The following is a 16,507-nucleotide window of genomic DNA, read 5'->3' as shown; positions in this document are numbered from 1 at the left end:
TAAGCCGATGATCGGTCTTGCGTAGCCGTACTAACCGAATAGACTGAAGAAATCCTTAGCCTGCACAGCCGGTAGTCATTGAAGGCGGTGCCAAACACATGCCTGATCGTGCGATCGGTTCTACGAGGTACCAGCAGCTCGCTCAGGAGATCGAGCAGCAAATTGTGGCCGGAGTTTTGCACGCCGGGGATCGCCTCCCCTCCGTGCGCCAAGCCTGTGCCAATCGGGGTGTGAGCCCAAGCACGGTATTCCAGGCCTACTACCTGCTGGAAGCCAGAGGACTCGTCCGCGCGGCACCGCGCTCCGGCTACTTCGTCACGGCCCGCGCAAACGGCGTGCAACTCGCCGAGCCGCCGACTTCGGCGCCTCATTCCGGCCCCCAAGCCGTGGACGTCAACGATTTGGTGTACGCAATCCTCGGCTCCGCGCGTGCGCGCGACATCATCCCTTTGGGATCGGCGTTCCCGAGCCCCGTCCTGTTTCCTCTCGACCGCCTGCGCCGAGCACTCGTTTCGGGCACCAGACGGCTCGCACCGTGGAACATGGTTGAAGATCTGCCGCCAGGCAACCTGCGGCTCAAGCGCGAGATCGCCAAGCGCTATGTACGACAAGGCATGGCTGTCGGCCCTGACGGGATCGTATTGACGCACGGCGCCATGGAAGCGCTGAACCTGTGCCTGACCGCCGTGACGAGGCCGGGGGATTCCGTGGTTGTCGAGTCACCGACTTTCTACGTGGCTCTGCAGGCATTGCAGCGCCTGGGACTGCACGCCATTGAAGTGCCGACGCATTGCCGCGAGGGCATTGATCTAGGCCGTCTCGCGCAAGTGATCGATCTCTATCGGCCCAAGGCTTGCTGGTTGATGACAAGCTTTCAGAACCCGCTGGGTAGCCTGATGCCGGACGCCAAAAAAAAAGATCTCGTGCAACTGCTCGCGCGCAACGAGATCCCTCTGATCGAGGACGATGTCTATGCTGAACTTTACGAAGGCAACTCGGCGCCCCTTCCAGCCAAGGCGTACGATCACCGCGGCCTGGTTCTCCACTGCTCGTCTTTCTCGAAGTGCCTGGCGCCGGGCTACCGCGTCGGTTGGGCCGCGCCTGGGCGCTGGGCAAGCGAGGTCGAGCGATTGAAGCTGATGACCAGCTTGTCGGGGTCGATTCCCGTGCAGGCCGCGCTCGCCGAGTATCTGCAGGAAGGTGGCTATGACCGCCACTTACGCAGTCTGCGAAAGTCGTTGCAAGCGCAGCGAAATAGTCTGTTCGATGCCGTAACCCGGAATTTCCCCGAAGGCACGCGCGTCGCGCGGCCTGCAGGTGGATACTTCGTGTGGGTCGAGCTGCCCGCCGGGGTCGACGCGCTGGCACTCCACCGCGCCGCGCTGGCACAGCGCATCAGCCTGGCCCCTGGGCCGATGTTCTCTGCGCGTGCGGAGTTCCAGCACCATATCCGGCTGACCTGTGGTCAACAGTGGGATGCGACCCTCGAGCGTGCGACGCGCACACTGGCACGGCTGATTGGCGACGCATCTCCCACTCCCCGACCTGTGCAATCGTCGATCTGATCTGGTCGGTTTTGCCCGCAACTGATCACGCCGCCAAAACAGGCCGCGGGACAAACTGGTGGCATGCCAAAACAGCAGATGTCCGATATGCCGCATCGCGACGCCGTGTCACCGGTGAAGGCGCGTCTCGTCCCACCCACGGAACCGAAAATGACCTTGCAGCAGGTGATGGACAGGTTAGGACCATCCATTTTTGCCGGCCTGCTCGATACCAACGGCGTGGTGCGATATGCCAACCAGGCGGCACTGCGAGCCATAGACCGTACACAGGCACAGGTTGTCGGCCAGCGCTTCGATGCTACGCCCTGGTGGAACGCCTGCGAGCTATCGCAACAGCGTCTGCAACAGGCGTTGGCGGACGCACTGCGCGGTGAGGCCTCGCGATTCGACGTACGTGTCGCGACGAGCAATGGAGCGACACTTGACATGGATTTCTCGCTGTTCCCCCTGTACGGAGCGGACGGTCAGGTGGTCTGGCTGATCCCGTCTGCGCGCGACGTAACCGAGCGAGAAAGCGCTCACGATCAGCTTCGCCTCACTCGCCACGCCGTTGAGCAGTCCAACGACGCGTTGATGCAGATCGGACCCGACGGCGTGTTTCGTGATGTCAATGCAGCGGCCTGCCGGCTGCTGGGAATGGAGCGTCAACTTCTACTGCGGATGCGAGTGACCGACATTGACGCCCAGTTCGATGCCAGCCAATGGCCGCAGCGCTGGAGCGAGTTGTGCGAGCTTGGCTCCTTGCGCTTCGAGACCAACGTTCTGCACAGGGAGGGACACGAGATTCCAGTCGATGTCTCCGTCAGTCTTGTGACCAGCGACAAGGCATCTTTCGCCCATGTCTGCATGGATGACCTGAGCGAGCGCCGCGCAGCCGAACACCAGATCCGGCAACAGACCGAGGAATTGCGACGCACTGTCGAAGCGCTGCACGGCGAGATCGCAGAGCGCCAGCGGGCCGAAGCGGCCTTGACGGCGCATCGCGACAACTTGGAAGACTTGGTGCGTGAACGCACAGGCCAACTGCGTGCAGCAAAGGAAGTCGCCGAGGCCGACAACGAAGCTAAAAGCAGCTTTCTGGCCTGTATCAGCCACGAACTCCGCACCCCTCTCAATGTGATTCTCGGCTTTGCCCAGGTTCTCAAGGCGCGGGATGGCATGGACGAACGCCAGCAACGGGCCGTCGAGTTGATCGACAGCAGTGGCAAGCACCTGCTGGCATTGGTCAACGATCTGATGGACCTGTCCAAGATTTCGGCTGGCCGCTTCGACATCTTGCCCAGCGAATTCGACCCGGAAAATTTCTTCGGATCGATCATTGAGATGGCGCGCATGCGCACAGAGCAAAAGACGAACCTCGAATTTGTCTGCGACTTGCCGGCCAGGTGGCCGCTTTCGATCTGTGCAGACCAGACACGCCTGCGCCAAGTGCTGATGAACCTGCTCGATAACGCGATCAAATTCACTCGTCGTGGGCAGGTTACCCTGCGTGTGCGCTTTCGCGCGCCCTCGGTTCTGTGCATGGAAGTCGAGGACACCGGAATAGCGATGACCGGGGAGCAATTGGCGAGGCTATTTCGCCCGTTCGAGCAACTGGGCGACGCTCAGCAGCGCGCCGTTGGCACCGGACTCGGCCTGGTTATCAGCCAGCGCTTGGCGCGACTGATGGGCAGCGAAATCCGTGTTGAGAGCCGGCCGCCGGAGGGCAACCTATTTGGGTTCGATCTGGAAGTTGGAACTCCACCAACTTCGTCTTCCGATCTGATCCAGGCGCCTATTGCCACATCTGGCACATCCATACAGTCGGCGTCGACCGTAACAATTCTTCGCCTGCGCACCGCCAGTTTGCGCGCTGGCCAAACCTTGATCGAGGACTTCAAATCGCCGGAAGGCGTGTTACTGCTGTCGGCGGGTCAACGGCTGAACGATGACTTGATTGATCGCATCAGAGCGTTTGAGCGCAAGCATCGACTGATGCTGACGTTCGCGCTGACTCCGCCAAGCGAGGAATCCTCCGAAGCGAGTGCCGATAGTAAAACTCGCGAGCGGACAAACAGTTCATGGTAGCAAGTGGGTTGCTGTAGCGAGCGGCTGTCTGGTTCATGTCATCCAGAGGCCCCTATCGCAGGCATACGGCGCAGTTCAAAGCAGCTATGCACCATGCAGCTTGAAGGCCTGCAGGCCCCCAGGGACACTGCGCCCACTCGGCTGTCCGCTGTGACGCGCTGAGTACCCGCACCTCAGTCTTGTCCGGGCTGTGGACCTGCACCACGGGATAGGGCACGAACAGCACTGCTTGCTCCACCCGCACCTTTTGCCTGGCAGTTCGGGCAACGAGCTCGAGTTTTTCGATGTTTGTTTAGCGGGATTGATGGTTATTCGGTTGATCGCGTTGCGCGGCCGGGGGAGCTGGACTTCGGAGCGTCGACGCGACGCGTGGTGTTGTCGGTAGAGTTGTGATCCGCGCTGGCATCTCGAATTTTTACCGCCAACGTGTGCTGCCGATCTGGGTCCAGGATGTCACCCTGCCGGTCTCGCAACTGGCGGGTATGTGAGTGCTGAGGTAGGGCGGCTCGGTGGACTTATCTCCGGGTGATCGAGGTCAGTTCGAAAACCACTGAACTAGATGCTCAACGAACTTCTGCACTCGGAGCACTTTCGCTTGTCGAGCGGGATACACCGCATATATGTCTGCAGGCGGTGCATTCCAGTTTGGTAGTACGTGCTGCAAGCGTCCGCTGTCCAAATAGCGCGTTACGTCCCACTCTGCGCGAAGCACAATCCCCAATCCGTTTAGTGCCCACGTCACCGCGACTTCTCCATCATTCGTGCTCAGTGAGCCTCGCAGCCGCACTGCTTCGACTTTCCTGCCCTGCTTCAAGTGAAGAAGCCCTTGAGCATCATCGACTTGACGGATCGCAATGAGGTTGTGATGAACGAGATCGCCGGGTGAAGTGAGCGCGCCTTTGCGCGCCAGATACGCGGGTGCAGCGCACAGAAGACGGCGGTTTGCGGCCAGCCGCCTGGCGATCAGTCGGGAATCAGGCGGCTCCCCGAATCGAATCCCGACGTCATAGGACTCTTCGGTGATCGAGGGAGGTGATGCGGTCAGTTGCAACTGCACTTCTACGCGAGGGTACTTGCGCAAGAAGCTGCTGATGGCGGGGCCGATGTGCATTCTCCCGAAACCAAGCGTCGCGTTGACTCGAAGCATCCCGCATGGCTGTCCACGTTCGGACTGCAAACGGTTCTCCAGCTGCTGTATTTCATCGATGATGCGCTTCGATTCTTCAAGGTAGCTGTGACCGTAGTCCGTGAGCGCCAGACGTCGAGTCGTGCGATTCAGGAGCGATACGTTGAGACGCGCCTCCAGCAGTGAAAGACGTTTGCTGACTGCAGCCGTTGTGATTTGCAGTTCATGAGCGGTGGCAGTGAGACTGCCGCATCGCACGAGTTGCGCAAAGAACTGCATGTCCTGCGACGACGTGACAAGCTGTGCCATTGTTGAACTCCAAATCAAGAATGCATTGAATTGTGATGCATTCCGTCGAGCGAGGATTGCTTACAGTGACACGCAAGGAGCTTATCGATGAAGACATACAGGATCGCGTGTATTCCGGGCGATGGAATTGGCAAGGAAGTCGTACCCGCCGGGCGCGAAGTGTTACAGGTGCTCGCGGGTGCCGCAGGTTCCACCTTCGGGTTCGAGTTTGAAGACTTCGACTGGGGCGGGGATTACTTCCGTGCTCATGGGCGCATGATGCCGGACGATGGTCTAAAAAATCTGATCGGCAAGGATGCCATCCTGTTCGGGTCTGCAGGAGATCCGGACATCCCCGACCACATCACGCTCTGGGGTCTTCGACTGAAAATCTGCCAGGGTCTGGATCAGTACGCAAATGTACGGCCGACGCGGATTCTTCCGGGCATTGACGCGCCGTTGAAGCGTTGCGCTCCCAAAGATCTCGATTGGGTGATCGTTCGCGAGAACTCGGAAGGCGAGTACTCCGGTGTGGGCGGGCGCGTACATCAAGGACACCCGATTGAAGTCGCCACGGATGTCAGCGTGTTGACGCGCGCCGGCGTCGAGCGGGTGATCCGCTATGCGTTCCGCCTCGCACAGTCGCGCCCCAGAAAACTTCTTACGGTCGTGACCAAGTCCAATGCCCAACGGCATGCGATGGTGATGTGGGATGAGATTGCCCGCGAGATCAGCACTGAATTCCCGGACGTGATCTGGGACAAGGAGCTGGTCGATGCGTGCACAGCACGCATGGTCAACCGACCGGCGTCGCTGGACACGTTGGTCGCGACCAATCTGCATGCCGACATCCTGACCGATCTGGCGGCAGCGCTGGCGGGCAGTCTTGGCATCGCCCCCACGGGGAACATCGATCCTGAGCGACGCTATCCAAGCATGTTCGAGCCGATCCATGGCTCCGCGTTCGACATCATGGGCAAGGGACTTGCGAACCCGGTCGGCACGTTCTGGAGCTGCGTGATGATGCTTGAGCACCTTGGAGAAATCGAAGCGGCCGCGCGGCTCATGCAGGCAATCGAAATCATCACGGCCGATACCAAGTTGCACACGAGAGATCTGGGCGGCAGCGCAACGACCAAGCAAGTCACGGATGCGCTATGCGCACTGCTCGCGCAACCTGCTGAACGAAAGCGCGCATGACTTGAGAGTTCGGCAAGCGAGCCGCTTTTGAGCACGCAATACACATAGAAAGAACGGAGACAAGAAAATGACATCGACTACCTTCCATCCCCGCCGCCGGGCTCTTCAGGTTATTGCCATTTCACTTACTGCCCTGGGCAGCGGCGTCATGGCTCAGGAGTGGCCCTCCAAGCCAGTCAGCCTTGTTGTTCCCTTTGCGCCCGGCGGGACGACTGACGTCCTGGCGCGTGCGCTCGGCGAGCGTTTGTCCCGCGTGCTCGGACAGCCAGTCATCATTGAGAGCAAGCCTGGCGCGGGCGCGACAATTGGCGCGGATTACGTTGCCAAGGCCAAGCCTGATGGGTACACCTTGTTGGTGGGGGCGGTGCACCATACGATCGCGACCAGCGTCTACAAGAATCTCGGCTATGACTTCCAGAAAGATTTCGTTCCGCTAACGACCATCGCAATGGTCCCCAACGTGCTGGTTGTTAACGCAAGTACGCCTGTAAAGGATGTGGCAGAGCTGGTTTCGTACATCAAGTCACATCCGGATAAAGCCAACTTCGGGTCGAACGGAAATGGAACTGCCCAGCATCTGATCGGGGCGCAGTTTCAAGGCAACACGGGAATCTCGCTCACCCACATCGCCTACAAGGGCAGCGGCCCCTTGGCGACTGATCTGCTCGGTGGGCAGATCCTGATGTCGTTTGACACAATCACACCAGTGCTTCCGCATATCAAGGCCGGAAAGCTCAAACCACTTGCTGTCACCACTGCGGCCCGCTCACCCGCATTGCCCGATGTGCCAACGCTTGAGCAAGCAGGACTGAAGGGGTTTGACATCGGTACATGGTTCGGGGTTCTGGCCCCGGCCCAGACACCCAAGGAGGTCGTGGCGCGACTTCAGTCGGAAATGATCAAGATCATTCAGAGCGCTGAGTTCCGCAAACGCATGGAGGAAATCGGTGCAGATCCCGTGGGCGACACCGGGGCCAGGATGGCACAACGCATCAGTGCAGAAACTGAAAAGTTCGGAAAGCTGGTGCGAGACGCAAACGTTAAAGCAGAGTAGGTGTGGCGTGCAGCCGGACTAACCGGCTGGTTCTCAGAAAAATCGCGGAAACAGCGGCTCACTTTGCGTCAAATACGTGCATATCGAGCTATCGCCACGCCTGGATGAGACTTTCGATAAGAAGGCGTGCCATGTCCTCGCTCCGCGACCAGCGACGAGAAAGCTGGCGAGGGGGGATGGAGACGACGCCGTGCATGGCGACCTCCAGGCACTCCGTCGCGAGCTTGACGGTGATTTGCGGGGTGGAGGTGCCCTTGAGGAAATCTTCCACCGCTTTCTCCCAGACTCCGTGAGAACGGCGGGCAATGCTGCTCGCTCCAAACATGGAGCCATCGGCATAGCGGGGTGTCTGCCGACGCAGCGGCTTCGCGTATAGCACTTCGTACTGGTCGAGATGGTTGCGCCAGTATTCGGTCGCCACCAGAAACAGGGTGCGCAAACGTTCTGCAGGGTCAGTCAGCCCTTCCAGTGACTGCTCGAAGATGCCGACGGCATCGTTCAAGTCCTCTTCGCGAATTGCGAGGAAGAGGGCCTGCCTGTCTTCGAAGTAGCCATAAATGACGGACGGAGAAACTTGGGCGGCGGCTGCGATTCCGCGTAGCGACACTTTCTCGAAATCCTGCATCGAGAATGCGCGCCGACCCGCTTCGATGATCGACGCGCGTGCCTTTTCCTTGGCTTCAGGGGAGCGGGCTCGGGTTCTGGGTTTTGGGGGAGCTTCAGTTTTCAATCGAGGACGATGTTCTGTTCAGCGATGAGTTTGCCCCATTTTGCCGAAACCGAGCGCAGATAGTCCTCGAACTGCGCTGGCGTTGAGCCAACGACTTCAATCCCCAACTCTTCCAGACGCTTCCTGACGGCAGGCTGGGCGACCACCTTTGCAACGTCCGCGGAAATTTTCTGAACGACGGCGTCGGGCGTTCCCGAGGGAACGACAAGGCCCGTGCCCGACTCGGCGGAGAGGCCTGGTAGCGTTTCGGCGACAGTGGGATAGTCGTAGCCAGGCACACGCTTCTCGCCGAGCGTACCAAGCAGTTTGAGTTTGCCCGACTTGATGTGGGGCAGCATGACGGTGAACGAGTCGGAGGCAATGTCGACGCGGCCTGCAGCCATCTCGTTCATCACCTGCGCTCCTCCTTTGAAGGGGATGTTGACGATTTCCAGCCGCTCCTGGTGCTTGAGCAGTTCGACAGTCAGGTGCCCCAGGCTTCCCACGGCCGACAACCCGTAGTTCAGTTTGCCAGGGTTGGCGCGCGCGTAGGCGACCATTTCCTTGACGTTGTTGAACGGCGCGTCCGGGCGCGCGGCCAGCGCCGAATGAATGCCGCCGACCAGAGAGACCGGCTTGAAATCCTTCGCTGTGTCGTACGGCATCTTCTTGCGAAGGAACGGGTTGAGAGGAAAGGCGGAATTCACCAGGCCGATGGTGTGCCCGTTCGGCGGCGACTTGGCAACGAAATCCGCACCGATGGTGGTGCCTGCCCCAGGCTTGTGCTCCAGGATGACGGGATGCTTCCACTGCATTTGCAGTTGATCCGCAATGATTCGCGCAACCGTATCGGTCGCACCGCCGGGGGCGAACGGCACCACGATCCTGACCGTACCGGTTGGGAAGTCCTGGGCTTGGCTGGGGAGCGCGAGGCAGCTTGCAAATACGAGCGAGAGCACGGGAAGGCCGATGAATTTCAGCATGTCAGTCTCCTTGGGTTTGCCGAAATCTAGGAGTTAACAGAACGCGTGTCAATAAAGAATGAGCGATAGTCCTCTCGGTATATACCCTGAAATAAGTGAACTCATCAAGATCGTGTCGCACTTATTGACACGCGTTCTGTTAAATTCTAAAGTCCGCAGCTCGACGAAAGCAAGGAGATATGGCATGACGAAAGACTCGACTTGGCGCGCACAGGATGTGGACCTCGCGCGCCAGACCTTCCCGCTGGCCGCGGCCGAGGTTGCTGAACTCGAAGCGGCTTTGGCTGTCATGAAAGCCCGGGGCTTGTCGTGGCCCGAGACGGGGAAAGACGACTTCGAGTTGCCAAGGCTTGATACGAGATTGCGAGGCATGTACGAGGAGGTGCGCGATGGGGCAGGTTTCGTGCTGCTCCGCGGACTGCCTGTTGCATCGCGCGACAAGGATGACGTGCGCGCGATGGCGTGGATGATTGCGACGCGCTTCGGCCGGCCTGTGACCCAGAATGCGAAAGGCCAAAGAATTGCGGACGTGATGGACGTCATCAAAGGTGCCTCGAGCCCGCGCGGCTATCACAGCAATGCGGAATTGCGCCTGCATACCGATCCTGCATCGGACTTGATCGGCCTGTGCTGCATTGAAGCGGCGAAGGAGGGTGGGGACAGCTTGCTCGCGAGTGCGGTCACGGTGCATGCTGAGCTGCAGAGCCGCCGCCCGGATCTGCTGGAGGCTTTGTACTCAGGATTTCCCTATGCCCGCTTCGGCGAAGGGCGAGTCGACGACCCCGAGATCACCGAGTACCCGGTGCCGGTACTCTCTGTTGTTGATGGCAAGGTTAGCTGCCGCTACGGCAGCAATCGCATTCGAGGGGCGGCAGATGCAACGGGAAAGCATCTGGATCCGCTGCAAGTGGAGGCGCTGACGCAGTTTCGTGAGCTGGCGCAATCCAATGCGATCACGTTTCGCATGGGGCCTGGCGATTTTCTCCTCGTCAACAACCTGACGCTCCTGCACGCGCGTACTACGTTCCAGGACAACGACGACCCACAGCGACCGCGCCATCTCCTTCGATTCTGGATCGAGGCAACTGACTTTCGCCCGGTCGCGCCCGAACTGAATTTCTTCAACCGAGGCCAGTGCGGCATCGTTCCGAGAGTTGCAGCATGAAAGTTGTCTTCGGAGGGCAGATCGCCCGCGCACCCGTGCTTGCGGCGCTGAGGGCAACGGAGGGCATCGAACTGACCGCGGTCGACGAGGTGCAGGACGTGATATCGCATGTGGCCGGAGCCGAGGTCCTGGTCATTGCGAATCCGCGGGGTAGCCAGGGTGGCAAGGTGGCCGCGGCGCTCAACGCTGAGGGCAGCACGGTACGCTGGGTGCAGGTTGTTTCTGCGGGGCTCGATGGCTTGACCGGGTACCCACTGCCTAAGCATGTGATCTTCACCAACCAGGGGGGCGCTGCGGCCCCTGCGGTTGCCGAACATGCGGTGGCGCTGCTCCTGGCGCTGTGCCGAAAGCTGGACGTGGCTTATGCGGGCCAGGTGCTAGGGGATTGGCGCGCAGACATCATGAAGACGCAGACGCGCTCAATCGAGGGTTCTGTCGTCGGCATTGTGGGGATGGGCAATATCGGGCGGGAAGTGGCCAAGCGTGTGCGCGCGTTCGGTGCGACAGTCCACGGCTTCTCCAGGAAGGGCGAGCCAGACAGCGCTGCAGACGGCATGTTTCGCATTGAAGATCTGAGCAAGCATGTGGGCGAGCTTGACGTAATCGTTCTGGCGTTGGCGCTGACCCCTGAGACGCACCATCTCTTCGATTCTGCGCTGCTGTCGCGCTGCAAAAGCAGTTGCCTGCTGGTCAACGTGGCGAGAGGAGAAGTCGTAAATTCAAGCGCGCTGGAGACTGCGCTTAGGGAAGGACATATCGCAGGCGCGGCCATCGATGTGACCGAGCCCGAACCTTTGCCGGCGCAAGCCAGTTTGTGGAGCGCACCCAATCTCATCATCACGCCCCACATCGCCGCGACAGGAAACAAGCGAGTGGGGATACGGATTGCTTCGGTGGTCCGGGAGAACCTGGACCGCTACCGCAAAGGCGAGCCGCTCCTCAACGTCGTTCGGATCTGAATTCATGAGAATCAAAAGTATCGAAGACTTTCACGTTGACGGCGGCTGGGATGTCTGGTCGTTTCTGAAAATCACGACAGATGAAGGCATCGTCGGCTGGTCGGAGTTCAGCGATGAGCGAGCAAGACGGGGGTTGACAGCTGTAATCAGGAGCATGGCCCCTTCTTTGATCGGCAAGGACCCTTGTGAAGTGGGTTTGATCACCGCGGTGTTGCGGACGCAGACGCTCGGAAGCATTGGCGGGCTACAGGCGCTGGCAATCGGCGCTTTTGAGAATGCGCTCCTGGATGTCAGGGCAAAAAGCCTGGGTGTTCCGGTGTATGACCTTTTCGGCGGCGCGCTACGTACGAAATTGCCCTTGTACTGGTCTCACTGCGCGATGTATCGCGCGAAGAACCCCGACGTTTTTGAGAAGATCATTGGACAGCCTGCGGTCCGCACGCTCGATGATGTGAAGGCCGCCGGGGAAATGGTGAGCAAGGCGGGATTCAGGGCGTTGAAAACCAACAGGTTGTTGTTGGATCCCGCAAGGCTCGGTGGCGGAGCGCCCCGTGTGGCAAGAGGTGCGGGTGCGACAGAGTTGAACATTGAGCCGTGGATGGTGCGGGACACGGTGGCGCAAATGGAGGCGCTTCGGGATGGCGCTGGCCCTGACGTGGCGCTCATGCTGGACCTCAATTTCAACTACAAGACGGAAGGATTCCTGAAGCTTGCGAGGGCCCTGGAGCCCTTGGAACTCCAATGGCTGGAGATGGACTCGCATTCGCCGGAGGCACTATCGACAATCCGCGCCTCGACGAGCACGCCGATCGCATCCCTCGAAACAATGCTGGGTCGGCGTGCGATTCGACCCTTCGCTGAACTTCAGTGTGTGGATGTCGGCATCGTGGACGTCGTCTTCAACGGCCTGATGGAGTCGCTCCGGATGGCGTCGCTGCTGGAGACTTGCGAGATCAATGCGGCGGCCCACAACACATTCAGCCATCTCGGGACTGCAATCTCGGCGCACTTTTGCGCGCTAATACCGAATTTTCGTGTACTCGAATTCGATATTGATGAAGTTCCTTGGCGCAAGGATCTGGTGACGCATCCCGTTACCATACAGAATGGGGAGCTCATCCTGAGCAACAGGCCGGGATGGGGCATGGATATCAACGAGAGTGTCGCGCGAGAGCACGCCGCAAAAAAGCAGTAGCCCTTTGCGTGCTTACTCAATCTTGTGATGACAGCCGGAAGGTAAGCAAGCTCGATACCTATGCAGACAAGCTGGCGGATGGCTGCTAGCGGAGGTCAGCAAATCGCGGAAGCAGCGGCGCACTTTGCTGCAGATCCACACACACGAGCCAAGTGCCAATCTTTCGTATGGCGATTTGGTCTATAGGCTCAGAAACATTGTTTTCACGACTACCAGCAAATGTCGTATTCGAGAACGAGCTTTCCGAAATTGAGGAGGCGCTTCTGAGTTATGTGCTCAAAGAGCATCTCTAAAGGAGAAAGCCCCTGACTCTTGCGAATCAGGGGCTTCTTGTTTGGTGCCGGAGAGATGAATCGAACACCCGACCTTCTCATTACGAATGAGCTGCTCTACCGACTGAGCTACACCGGCGAAAACCCTAGATTATAGCGGGTCCGGAGAAGCGGGTCAGGGGCTTGGGTTCGTGTGGTAGCCCGTGACCCGTTCCACCTCGTTCTTCGAGCCGAGCACGACGCTCACACGCTCGTGCAGTTTGCCCGGTTGCAGGTCCAGGATGCGCTCGCGGCCATTGGTGGCGGCACCGCCGGCCTGCTCGACGAGCCAGCTCATGGGGTTCGCCTCATACATCAGGCGCAGCTTGCCGGGCTTGTCCGGCTCGCGCTTGTCCCACGGGTACATGAAAATGCCGCCGCGCGTGAGGATGCGGTGCACGTCGGCCACCATGCTGGCAATCCAGCGCATGTTGAAGTCCTTGCCGCGCGGGCCGTCCTTGCCGGCCAGGCACTCGTCGATGTAGCGCTTCACCGGGGCGTCCCAGTGGCGCATGTTGCTCATGTTGATGGCGAATTCCCTGGTGTCGGCAGGAATCTGCACGTTCTCTTGCACGAGCACGAAGGAGCCCTGCTCGCGGTCGAGCGTGAACATCGCGACGCCATCGCCTACCGTCAGCACCAGCGTGGTCTGCGGGCCGTAGATGCAGTAGCCGGCCGCCACTTGCTTGCTACCGGCCTGCAGGAAGTCGGCCTCCGTCACGCCGGGGTGGCCTTCGGGCTTCTTCAGCACGCTGAAGATGGTGCCGATGCTCACGTTCACGTCGATGTTGCTGGAGCCGTCGAGCGGGTCGAACAGCAGCAGGTACTCGCCCTGCGGGTAGCGGTTGGGCACGAGGTAAATGCTGTCCATTTCCTCGCTGGCCATGGCGGCCAGATGTCCGCCCCATTCATTCGCTTCGATCAGCACTTCGTTGGCAATGATGTCCAGCTTCTTCTGGATCTCGCCTTGCACGTTCTCGGTCTCCGCCGTGCCGAGCACGCCACCGAGCGCGCCCTTGTCCACGGCCTGGCTGATGCTCTTGCAGGCGCGCGCCACCACTTCGATCAGCAGGCGCAATTGCGACGGGATGTGCCCATCGACGCGTTGCTGCTCGACCAGGTAGCGGGTGAGGGAAATCTTCTTGGGCATGGTGCTTCCTCTCGTTCAGTCAGCCAGTGCGCGCGTCACGACCTCGCGCACGTCGTTGCTCAGGTCGGTGCGCGTGGCCACGCGGGTAATGGCTTCGCGCGCCGCCGTGCGGTAAGGCTCGGCCAGCTTCTTCCAGCGGTCGAGCGCGCGCGCCAGGCGTGCAGCCACCTGCGGGTTGATGGCATCGAGCTCGATGACGCGGTCGCTCCAGAACACGTAGCCCGCCGCATCCGGCCGATGGAAGCCACCCGGGTTGCCGCTGCAGTAGCTGAAGATCACGCTGCGTGCGCGGTTGGGGTTTCGCAGGTTGAAGTCGGCGTGCTTGAGCAGTTGCTTCACCACGGGCAGCACGTCGCCGCCACGGTCCGGCGCGGCGGCCTGCAGCGAGAACCACTTGTCCAGCACCAGGGGCTCGTTCTTGAAGATCGCGTGGAAGCGCACCAGCGCCTGCTGCGCCAGCGGATGACCGCTCACCACCAGCGCGCTCAGCGCGTTGAACCGGTCGGTCATGTTGCCTGCGTCCTTGAAGCGCTGCAGCGTCTTCCCGGGCCACACGTCCAGGCCCTTCATGCGCGAGGCGATGCACAGGCAGGTGAGCGCCAGGCCGGCGAGCGCGCGGCGGCCGGAAGACACGGTATTGGGCGAATAGGCACCGGTTTCGTGGTTGGCTTCGTACACCTGCTCCCATTCGTCGAACAGTGCAGTCGCCAGTTGCGTGCGCATGGCTTCGCGGACGGCGTGCACGCGCTGCGGGTCGACGACTTCGAGCTGCTCGGAGATGTAGCTCTCGGACGGCAGCGTCAACACGAGCTGCTTGAAGGCCGCGTCGAGCGACGGATTCAGCAGCACGCCGCGCATGGCGTGGACGAACGCATCGTCCAGCGGCGCATCGGTGTTGTTGGCGCTGATCGCGTTCAGCGCGCGGCGCAGGGCCAGGCGCTGGCCGGCTTCCCAGCGGTTGAACGGGTCGCTGTCGTGTTCCAGCAGCGTGAGGAGCTGCGCGTCGCTGTAGTCGAACTCCAGCACCACCGGCGCGCTGAAGCCGCGCAGGATGGAGGGGACCGGCTCTGAATCCACATTGATGAACCGGAAGGTTTCGGACGGCTGCGTCAGCACGAAGGTGCGCGAGCCGCCTTCGGCCTGCGTCCAATGCGCGAGCTGGAGCGGGATGTCATGGCCTTGTGCCGACACGAGGCCCATCGTGACCGGAATGACGAACGGTTCCTTGGTCGCCTGGCCGGGTGTGGGCGGGCAGCTTTGCGAGAGCGTCAGCGTGTAGGTGCGGCCTGCGGCATCATATGTGCCCGAAGCAGACACACGCGGCGTGCCGGACTGGCTGTACCAGCGCTTGAACTGCGGCAGCAGACGCGCGAGGTCTGAGTCAGGGTTGGCGTCGGCAATGGCTTGCGCGAAGTCGTCGCAGGTCACGGCGTGGCCGTCGTGGCGTTCGAAGTAGAGCGTCATGCCTTTGGCGAAGCCCTTGCGGCCGAGCGGGTCAGCCGGTGTGCCCACCAGGGTCTGCTGCATGCGCACGACTTCCGAGCCCTTTTCGTAGATCGTGACGGTGTAGAAGTTGTTGATCTCGATGTAGCTGTCGGGCCGCACCGGGTGGGCCATCGGGCCGGCGTCTTCGGGAAACTGTGCGGTGCGCAGCACGCCCACGTCCTCGATGCGCTTGACCGCACGGGCCGAGGCTTCGCCCGCCAGGTCCTGGCTGAACTCCTGATCGCGGAAGACGGTGAGGCCTTCCTTGAGCGAGAGCTGGAACCAGTCGCGGCAGGTGACGCGGTTGCCCGTCCAGTTGTGGAAGTACTCGTGGCCCACGACGCTTTCGATGTTCGCGTAGTCGGTGTCGGTGGCCGTGGCCTGGTTGGCCAGGACGTACTTCGTGTTGAAGATGTTCAGGCCCTTGTTCTCCATCGCGCCCATGTTGAAGTCGCTGGTGGCGACGATCATGAAGCGCTCCAGGTCGAGCGGCAGGCCGAAGCGGGCCTCGTCCCACGCCACGCTGGCCATGAGCGAATTCATCGCGTGTTCGGTCTTGTCGAGGTCGCCGGGGCGCACGAACACCTGCAGCAGGTGGTCCGTACCCGAACGCGAAGTGATGCGCTGCTCGCGCGCCACCAGCTGGCCGGCGACCAGCGCGAACAGGTAGCAGGGCTTGCGGTGCGGGTCGACCCACTTGGCAAAGTGGCGGCCGTCTTCCAGTTCGCCCTGATCGACCAGGTTGCCGTTGGACAGCAACACCGGGTACTTGGCCTTGTCGGCGCGTAGCGTGACGCTGTAGCTGGCCATCACGTCCGGGCGGTCCAGGAAGTAGGTGATGCGGCGGAAGCCCTCGGCCTCGCACTGCGTGAAGAACGAATCGTTGCTCACGTACAGGCCCATCAGCTTGGTGTTCTTGGCCGGACAGCAGGTGGTGAAGATCTCCAGCGAGAAAGGCTCCATGCCCTCCGGCAGGTTCTCCAGCACGAGCTGCGAACCCTCCATCTTGAACGAGGTGCCCTGGCCGTTGACCAGTACGCGCGCGAGGTTGAGTTCCTCGCCATCGAGCTTGAGCGGCTGTGCCGCCACGTCGCCGTTGCGGCGCAACGTCATGCGGTTGAGCACGCGCGTCTTCGCCGGGTCCAGGTCGAAGGTCAGGTCGACCGTGTCAATCCAGAAGGCCGGGGCGGCATAGTCCTCGCGGTGGATGGCCGTGGGCTGGCCTTGTCCGTCACGCAGCATTCGATTTC

General features: G+C 60.8%; 12 protein-coding genes and 1 tRNA gene. 7 read left to right on the top strand and 6 right to left on the bottom strand.

The genetic code is table 11. The features are described from left to right. Positions 1-98 precede the first annotated feature (98 nt). Positions 99-1,565, top strand: coding sequence for a PLP-dependent aminotransferase family protein (locus tag ACO2Q9_RS03130; RefSeq protein ID WP_423308208.1), 1,467 nt, complete (start codon positions 99-101; stop codon positions 1,563-1,565). A 63-nt stretch (positions 1,566-1,628) separates the two neighbouring features. Next, complete coding sequence (locus ACO2Q9_RS03125; protein WP_423308206.1) at positions 1,629-3,632, top strand: PAS domain-containing sensor histidine kinase; 2,004 nt, start codon at positions 1,629-1,631, stop codon at positions 3,630-3,632. 535 nt (positions 3,633-4,167) lie between these two features. Here the strand turns inward: ACO2Q9_RS03125 and ACO2Q9_RS03120 are convergent. Then, positions 4,168-5,067, bottom strand: a complete 900-nt coding sequence (locus ACO2Q9_RS03120) for a LysR family transcriptional regulator (RefSeq protein ID WP_423308204.1) — start codon at positions 5,065-5,067, stop codon at positions 4,168-4,170. 87 nt (positions 5,068-5,154) lie between these two features. Between ACO2Q9_RS03120 and ACO2Q9_RS03115 the strand changes: the two genes are divergently transcribed. Both ACO2Q9_RS03115 and ACO2Q9_RS03110 read left to right on the top strand, forming a co-directional pair. Then, positions 5,155-6,246 carry a tartrate dehydrogenase gene (locus ACO2Q9_RS03115; RefSeq protein WP_423308202.1) on the top strand — a complete coding sequence of 364 codons (1,092 nt, stop codon included), beginning with the start codon at positions 5,155-5,157 and terminating at the stop codon, positions 6,244-6,246. A 67-nt stretch (positions 6,247-6,313) separates the two neighbouring features. Then, complete coding sequence (locus ACO2Q9_RS03110) at positions 6,314-7,300, top strand: Bug family tripartite tricarboxylate transporter substrate binding protein (RefSeq protein ID WP_423308200.1); 987 nt, start codon at positions 6,314-6,316, stop codon at positions 7,298-7,300. 88 nt (positions 7,301-7,388) lie between these two features. On the opposite strand, the gene ACO2Q9_RS03105 is transcribed toward ACO2Q9_RS03110, so the two are convergent. Together ACO2Q9_RS03105 and ACO2Q9_RS03100 are read right to left on the bottom strand one after the other, a co-directional pair. Further along, the gene (locus tag ACO2Q9_RS03105) at positions 7,389-8,030 is read right to left on the bottom strand and encodes a TetR/AcrR family transcriptional regulator (protein WP_423308198.1); all 642 of its coding nucleotides are present in this window, start codon (positions 8,028-8,030) and stop codon (positions 7,389-7,391) included. Then, positions 8,027-8,992 carry a Bug family tripartite tricarboxylate transporter substrate binding protein gene (locus ACO2Q9_RS03100; RefSeq protein ID WP_423308196.1) on the bottom strand — a complete coding sequence of 322 codons (966 nt, stop codon included), beginning with the start codon at positions 8,990-8,992 and terminating at the stop codon, positions 8,027-8,029. The genes ACO2Q9_RS03105 and ACO2Q9_RS03100 overlap by 4 nt, the downstream gene beginning before the upstream one ends. A gap of 184 nt (positions 8,993-9,176) precedes the next feature. Between ACO2Q9_RS03100 and ACO2Q9_RS03095 the strand changes: the two genes are divergently transcribed. Genes ACO2Q9_RS03095 through ACO2Q9_RS03085 form a run of 3 tightly spaced genes read left to right on the top strand, consistent with a single transcriptional unit; the run spans position 9,177 to position 12,311 of the window. Then, positions 9,177-10,157 (top strand): TauD/TfdA family dioxygenase, encoded by a 981-nt coding sequence (locus ACO2Q9_RS03095; RefSeq protein WP_423308194.1) that lies wholly within the window; start codon positions 9,177-9,179, stop codon positions 10,155-10,157. Further along, positions 10,154-11,116: a D-2-hydroxyacid dehydrogenase gene (locus tag ACO2Q9_RS03090; RefSeq protein WP_423308192.1), complete on the top strand. Its 963-nt coding sequence runs from the start codon at positions 10,154-10,156 to the stop codon at positions 11,114-11,116. The genes ACO2Q9_RS03095 and ACO2Q9_RS03090 overlap by 4 nt, the downstream gene beginning before the upstream one ends. A 4-nt stretch (positions 11,117-11,120) precedes the next feature. Beyond that, positions 11,121-12,311 (top strand): mandelate racemase/muconate lactonizing enzyme family protein, encoded by a 1,191-nt coding sequence (locus ACO2Q9_RS03085; RefSeq protein WP_423308190.1) that lies wholly within the window; start codon positions 11,121-11,123, stop codon positions 12,309-12,311. Positions 12,312-12,646: 335 nt separating this feature from the next. On the opposite strand, the gene ACO2Q9_RS03080 is transcribed toward ACO2Q9_RS03085, so the two are convergent. The 3 genes from ACO2Q9_RS03080 to pepN all read right to left on the bottom strand — a co-directional run bounded on the left by ACO2Q9_RS03080 (position 12,647) and on the right by pepN (position 16,499). After that, positions 12,647-12,722, bottom strand: a tRNA-Thr gene (locus ACO2Q9_RS03080). Positions 12,723-12,758: 36 nt separating this feature from the next. Continuing rightward, complete coding sequence (locus tag ACO2Q9_RS03075; protein WP_423308188.1) at positions 12,759-13,772, bottom strand: class 1 fructose-bisphosphatase; 1,014 nt, start codon at positions 13,770-13,772, stop codon at positions 12,759-12,761. 15 nt (positions 13,773-13,787) lie between these two features. Next, positions 13,788-16,499 carry an aminopeptidase N gene (gene pepN / locus ACO2Q9_RS03070; RefSeq protein WP_423308186.1) on the bottom strand — a complete coding sequence of 904 codons (2,712 nt, stop codon included), beginning with the start codon at positions 16,497-16,499 and terminating at the stop codon, positions 13,788-13,790. Positions 16,500-16,507 lie beyond the last annotated feature (8 nt).

Source organism: Variovorax sp. VNK109 (assembly GCF_049445855.1).
Classification (GTDB): Bacteria; Pseudomonadota; Gammaproteobacteria; order Burkholderiales; family Burkholderiaceae_C; genus JAGOCV01.
This window is presented reverse-complemented; position numbering and strand designations above follow the sequence as displayed.

Coding starts and splice junctions, on each gene's coding strand:
- ACO2Q9_RS03085 (WP_423308190.1), top strand. CDS start 11,121: ATGAGAATCAAAAGTATCGAAGACTTTCACGTTGACGGCGGCTGGGAT.
- ACO2Q9_RS03130 (WP_423308208.1), top strand. CDS start 99: ATGCCTGATCGTGCGATCGGTTCTACGAGGTACCAGCAGCTCGCTCAG.
- ACO2Q9_RS03115 (WP_423308202.1), top strand. CDS start 5,155: ATGAAGACATACAGGATCGCGTGTATTCCGGGCGATGGAATTGGCAAG.
- ACO2Q9_RS03110 (WP_423308200.1), top strand. CDS start 6,314: ATGACATCGACTACCTTCCATCCCCGCCGCCGGGCTCTTCAGGTTATT.
- ACO2Q9_RS03120 (WP_423308204.1), bottom strand. CDS start 5,067: ATGGCACAGCTTGTCACGTCGTCGCAGGACATGCAGTTCTTTGCGCAA.
- ACO2Q9_RS03125 (WP_423308206.1), top strand. CDS start 1,629: ATGCCAAAACAGCAGATGTCCGATATGCCGCATCGCGACGCCGTGTCA.
- ACO2Q9_RS03100 (WP_423308196.1), bottom strand. CDS start 8,992: ATGCTGAAATTCATCGGCCTTCCCGTGCTCTCGCTCGTATTTGCAAGC.
- ACO2Q9_RS03095 (WP_423308194.1), top strand. CDS start 9,177: ATGACGAAAGACTCGACTTGGCGCGCACAGGATGTGGACCTCGCGCGC.
- ACO2Q9_RS03090 (WP_423308192.1), top strand. CDS start 10,154: ATGAAAGTTGTCTTCGGAGGGCAGATCGCCCGCGCACCCGTGCTTGCG.
- pepN (WP_423308186.1), bottom strand. CDS start 16,499: ATGCTGCGTGACGGACAAGGCCAGCCCACGGCCATCCACCGCGAGGAC.
- ACO2Q9_RS03075 (WP_423308188.1), bottom strand. CDS start 13,772: ATGCCCAAGAAGATTTCCCTCACCCGCTACCTGGTCGAGCAGCAACGC.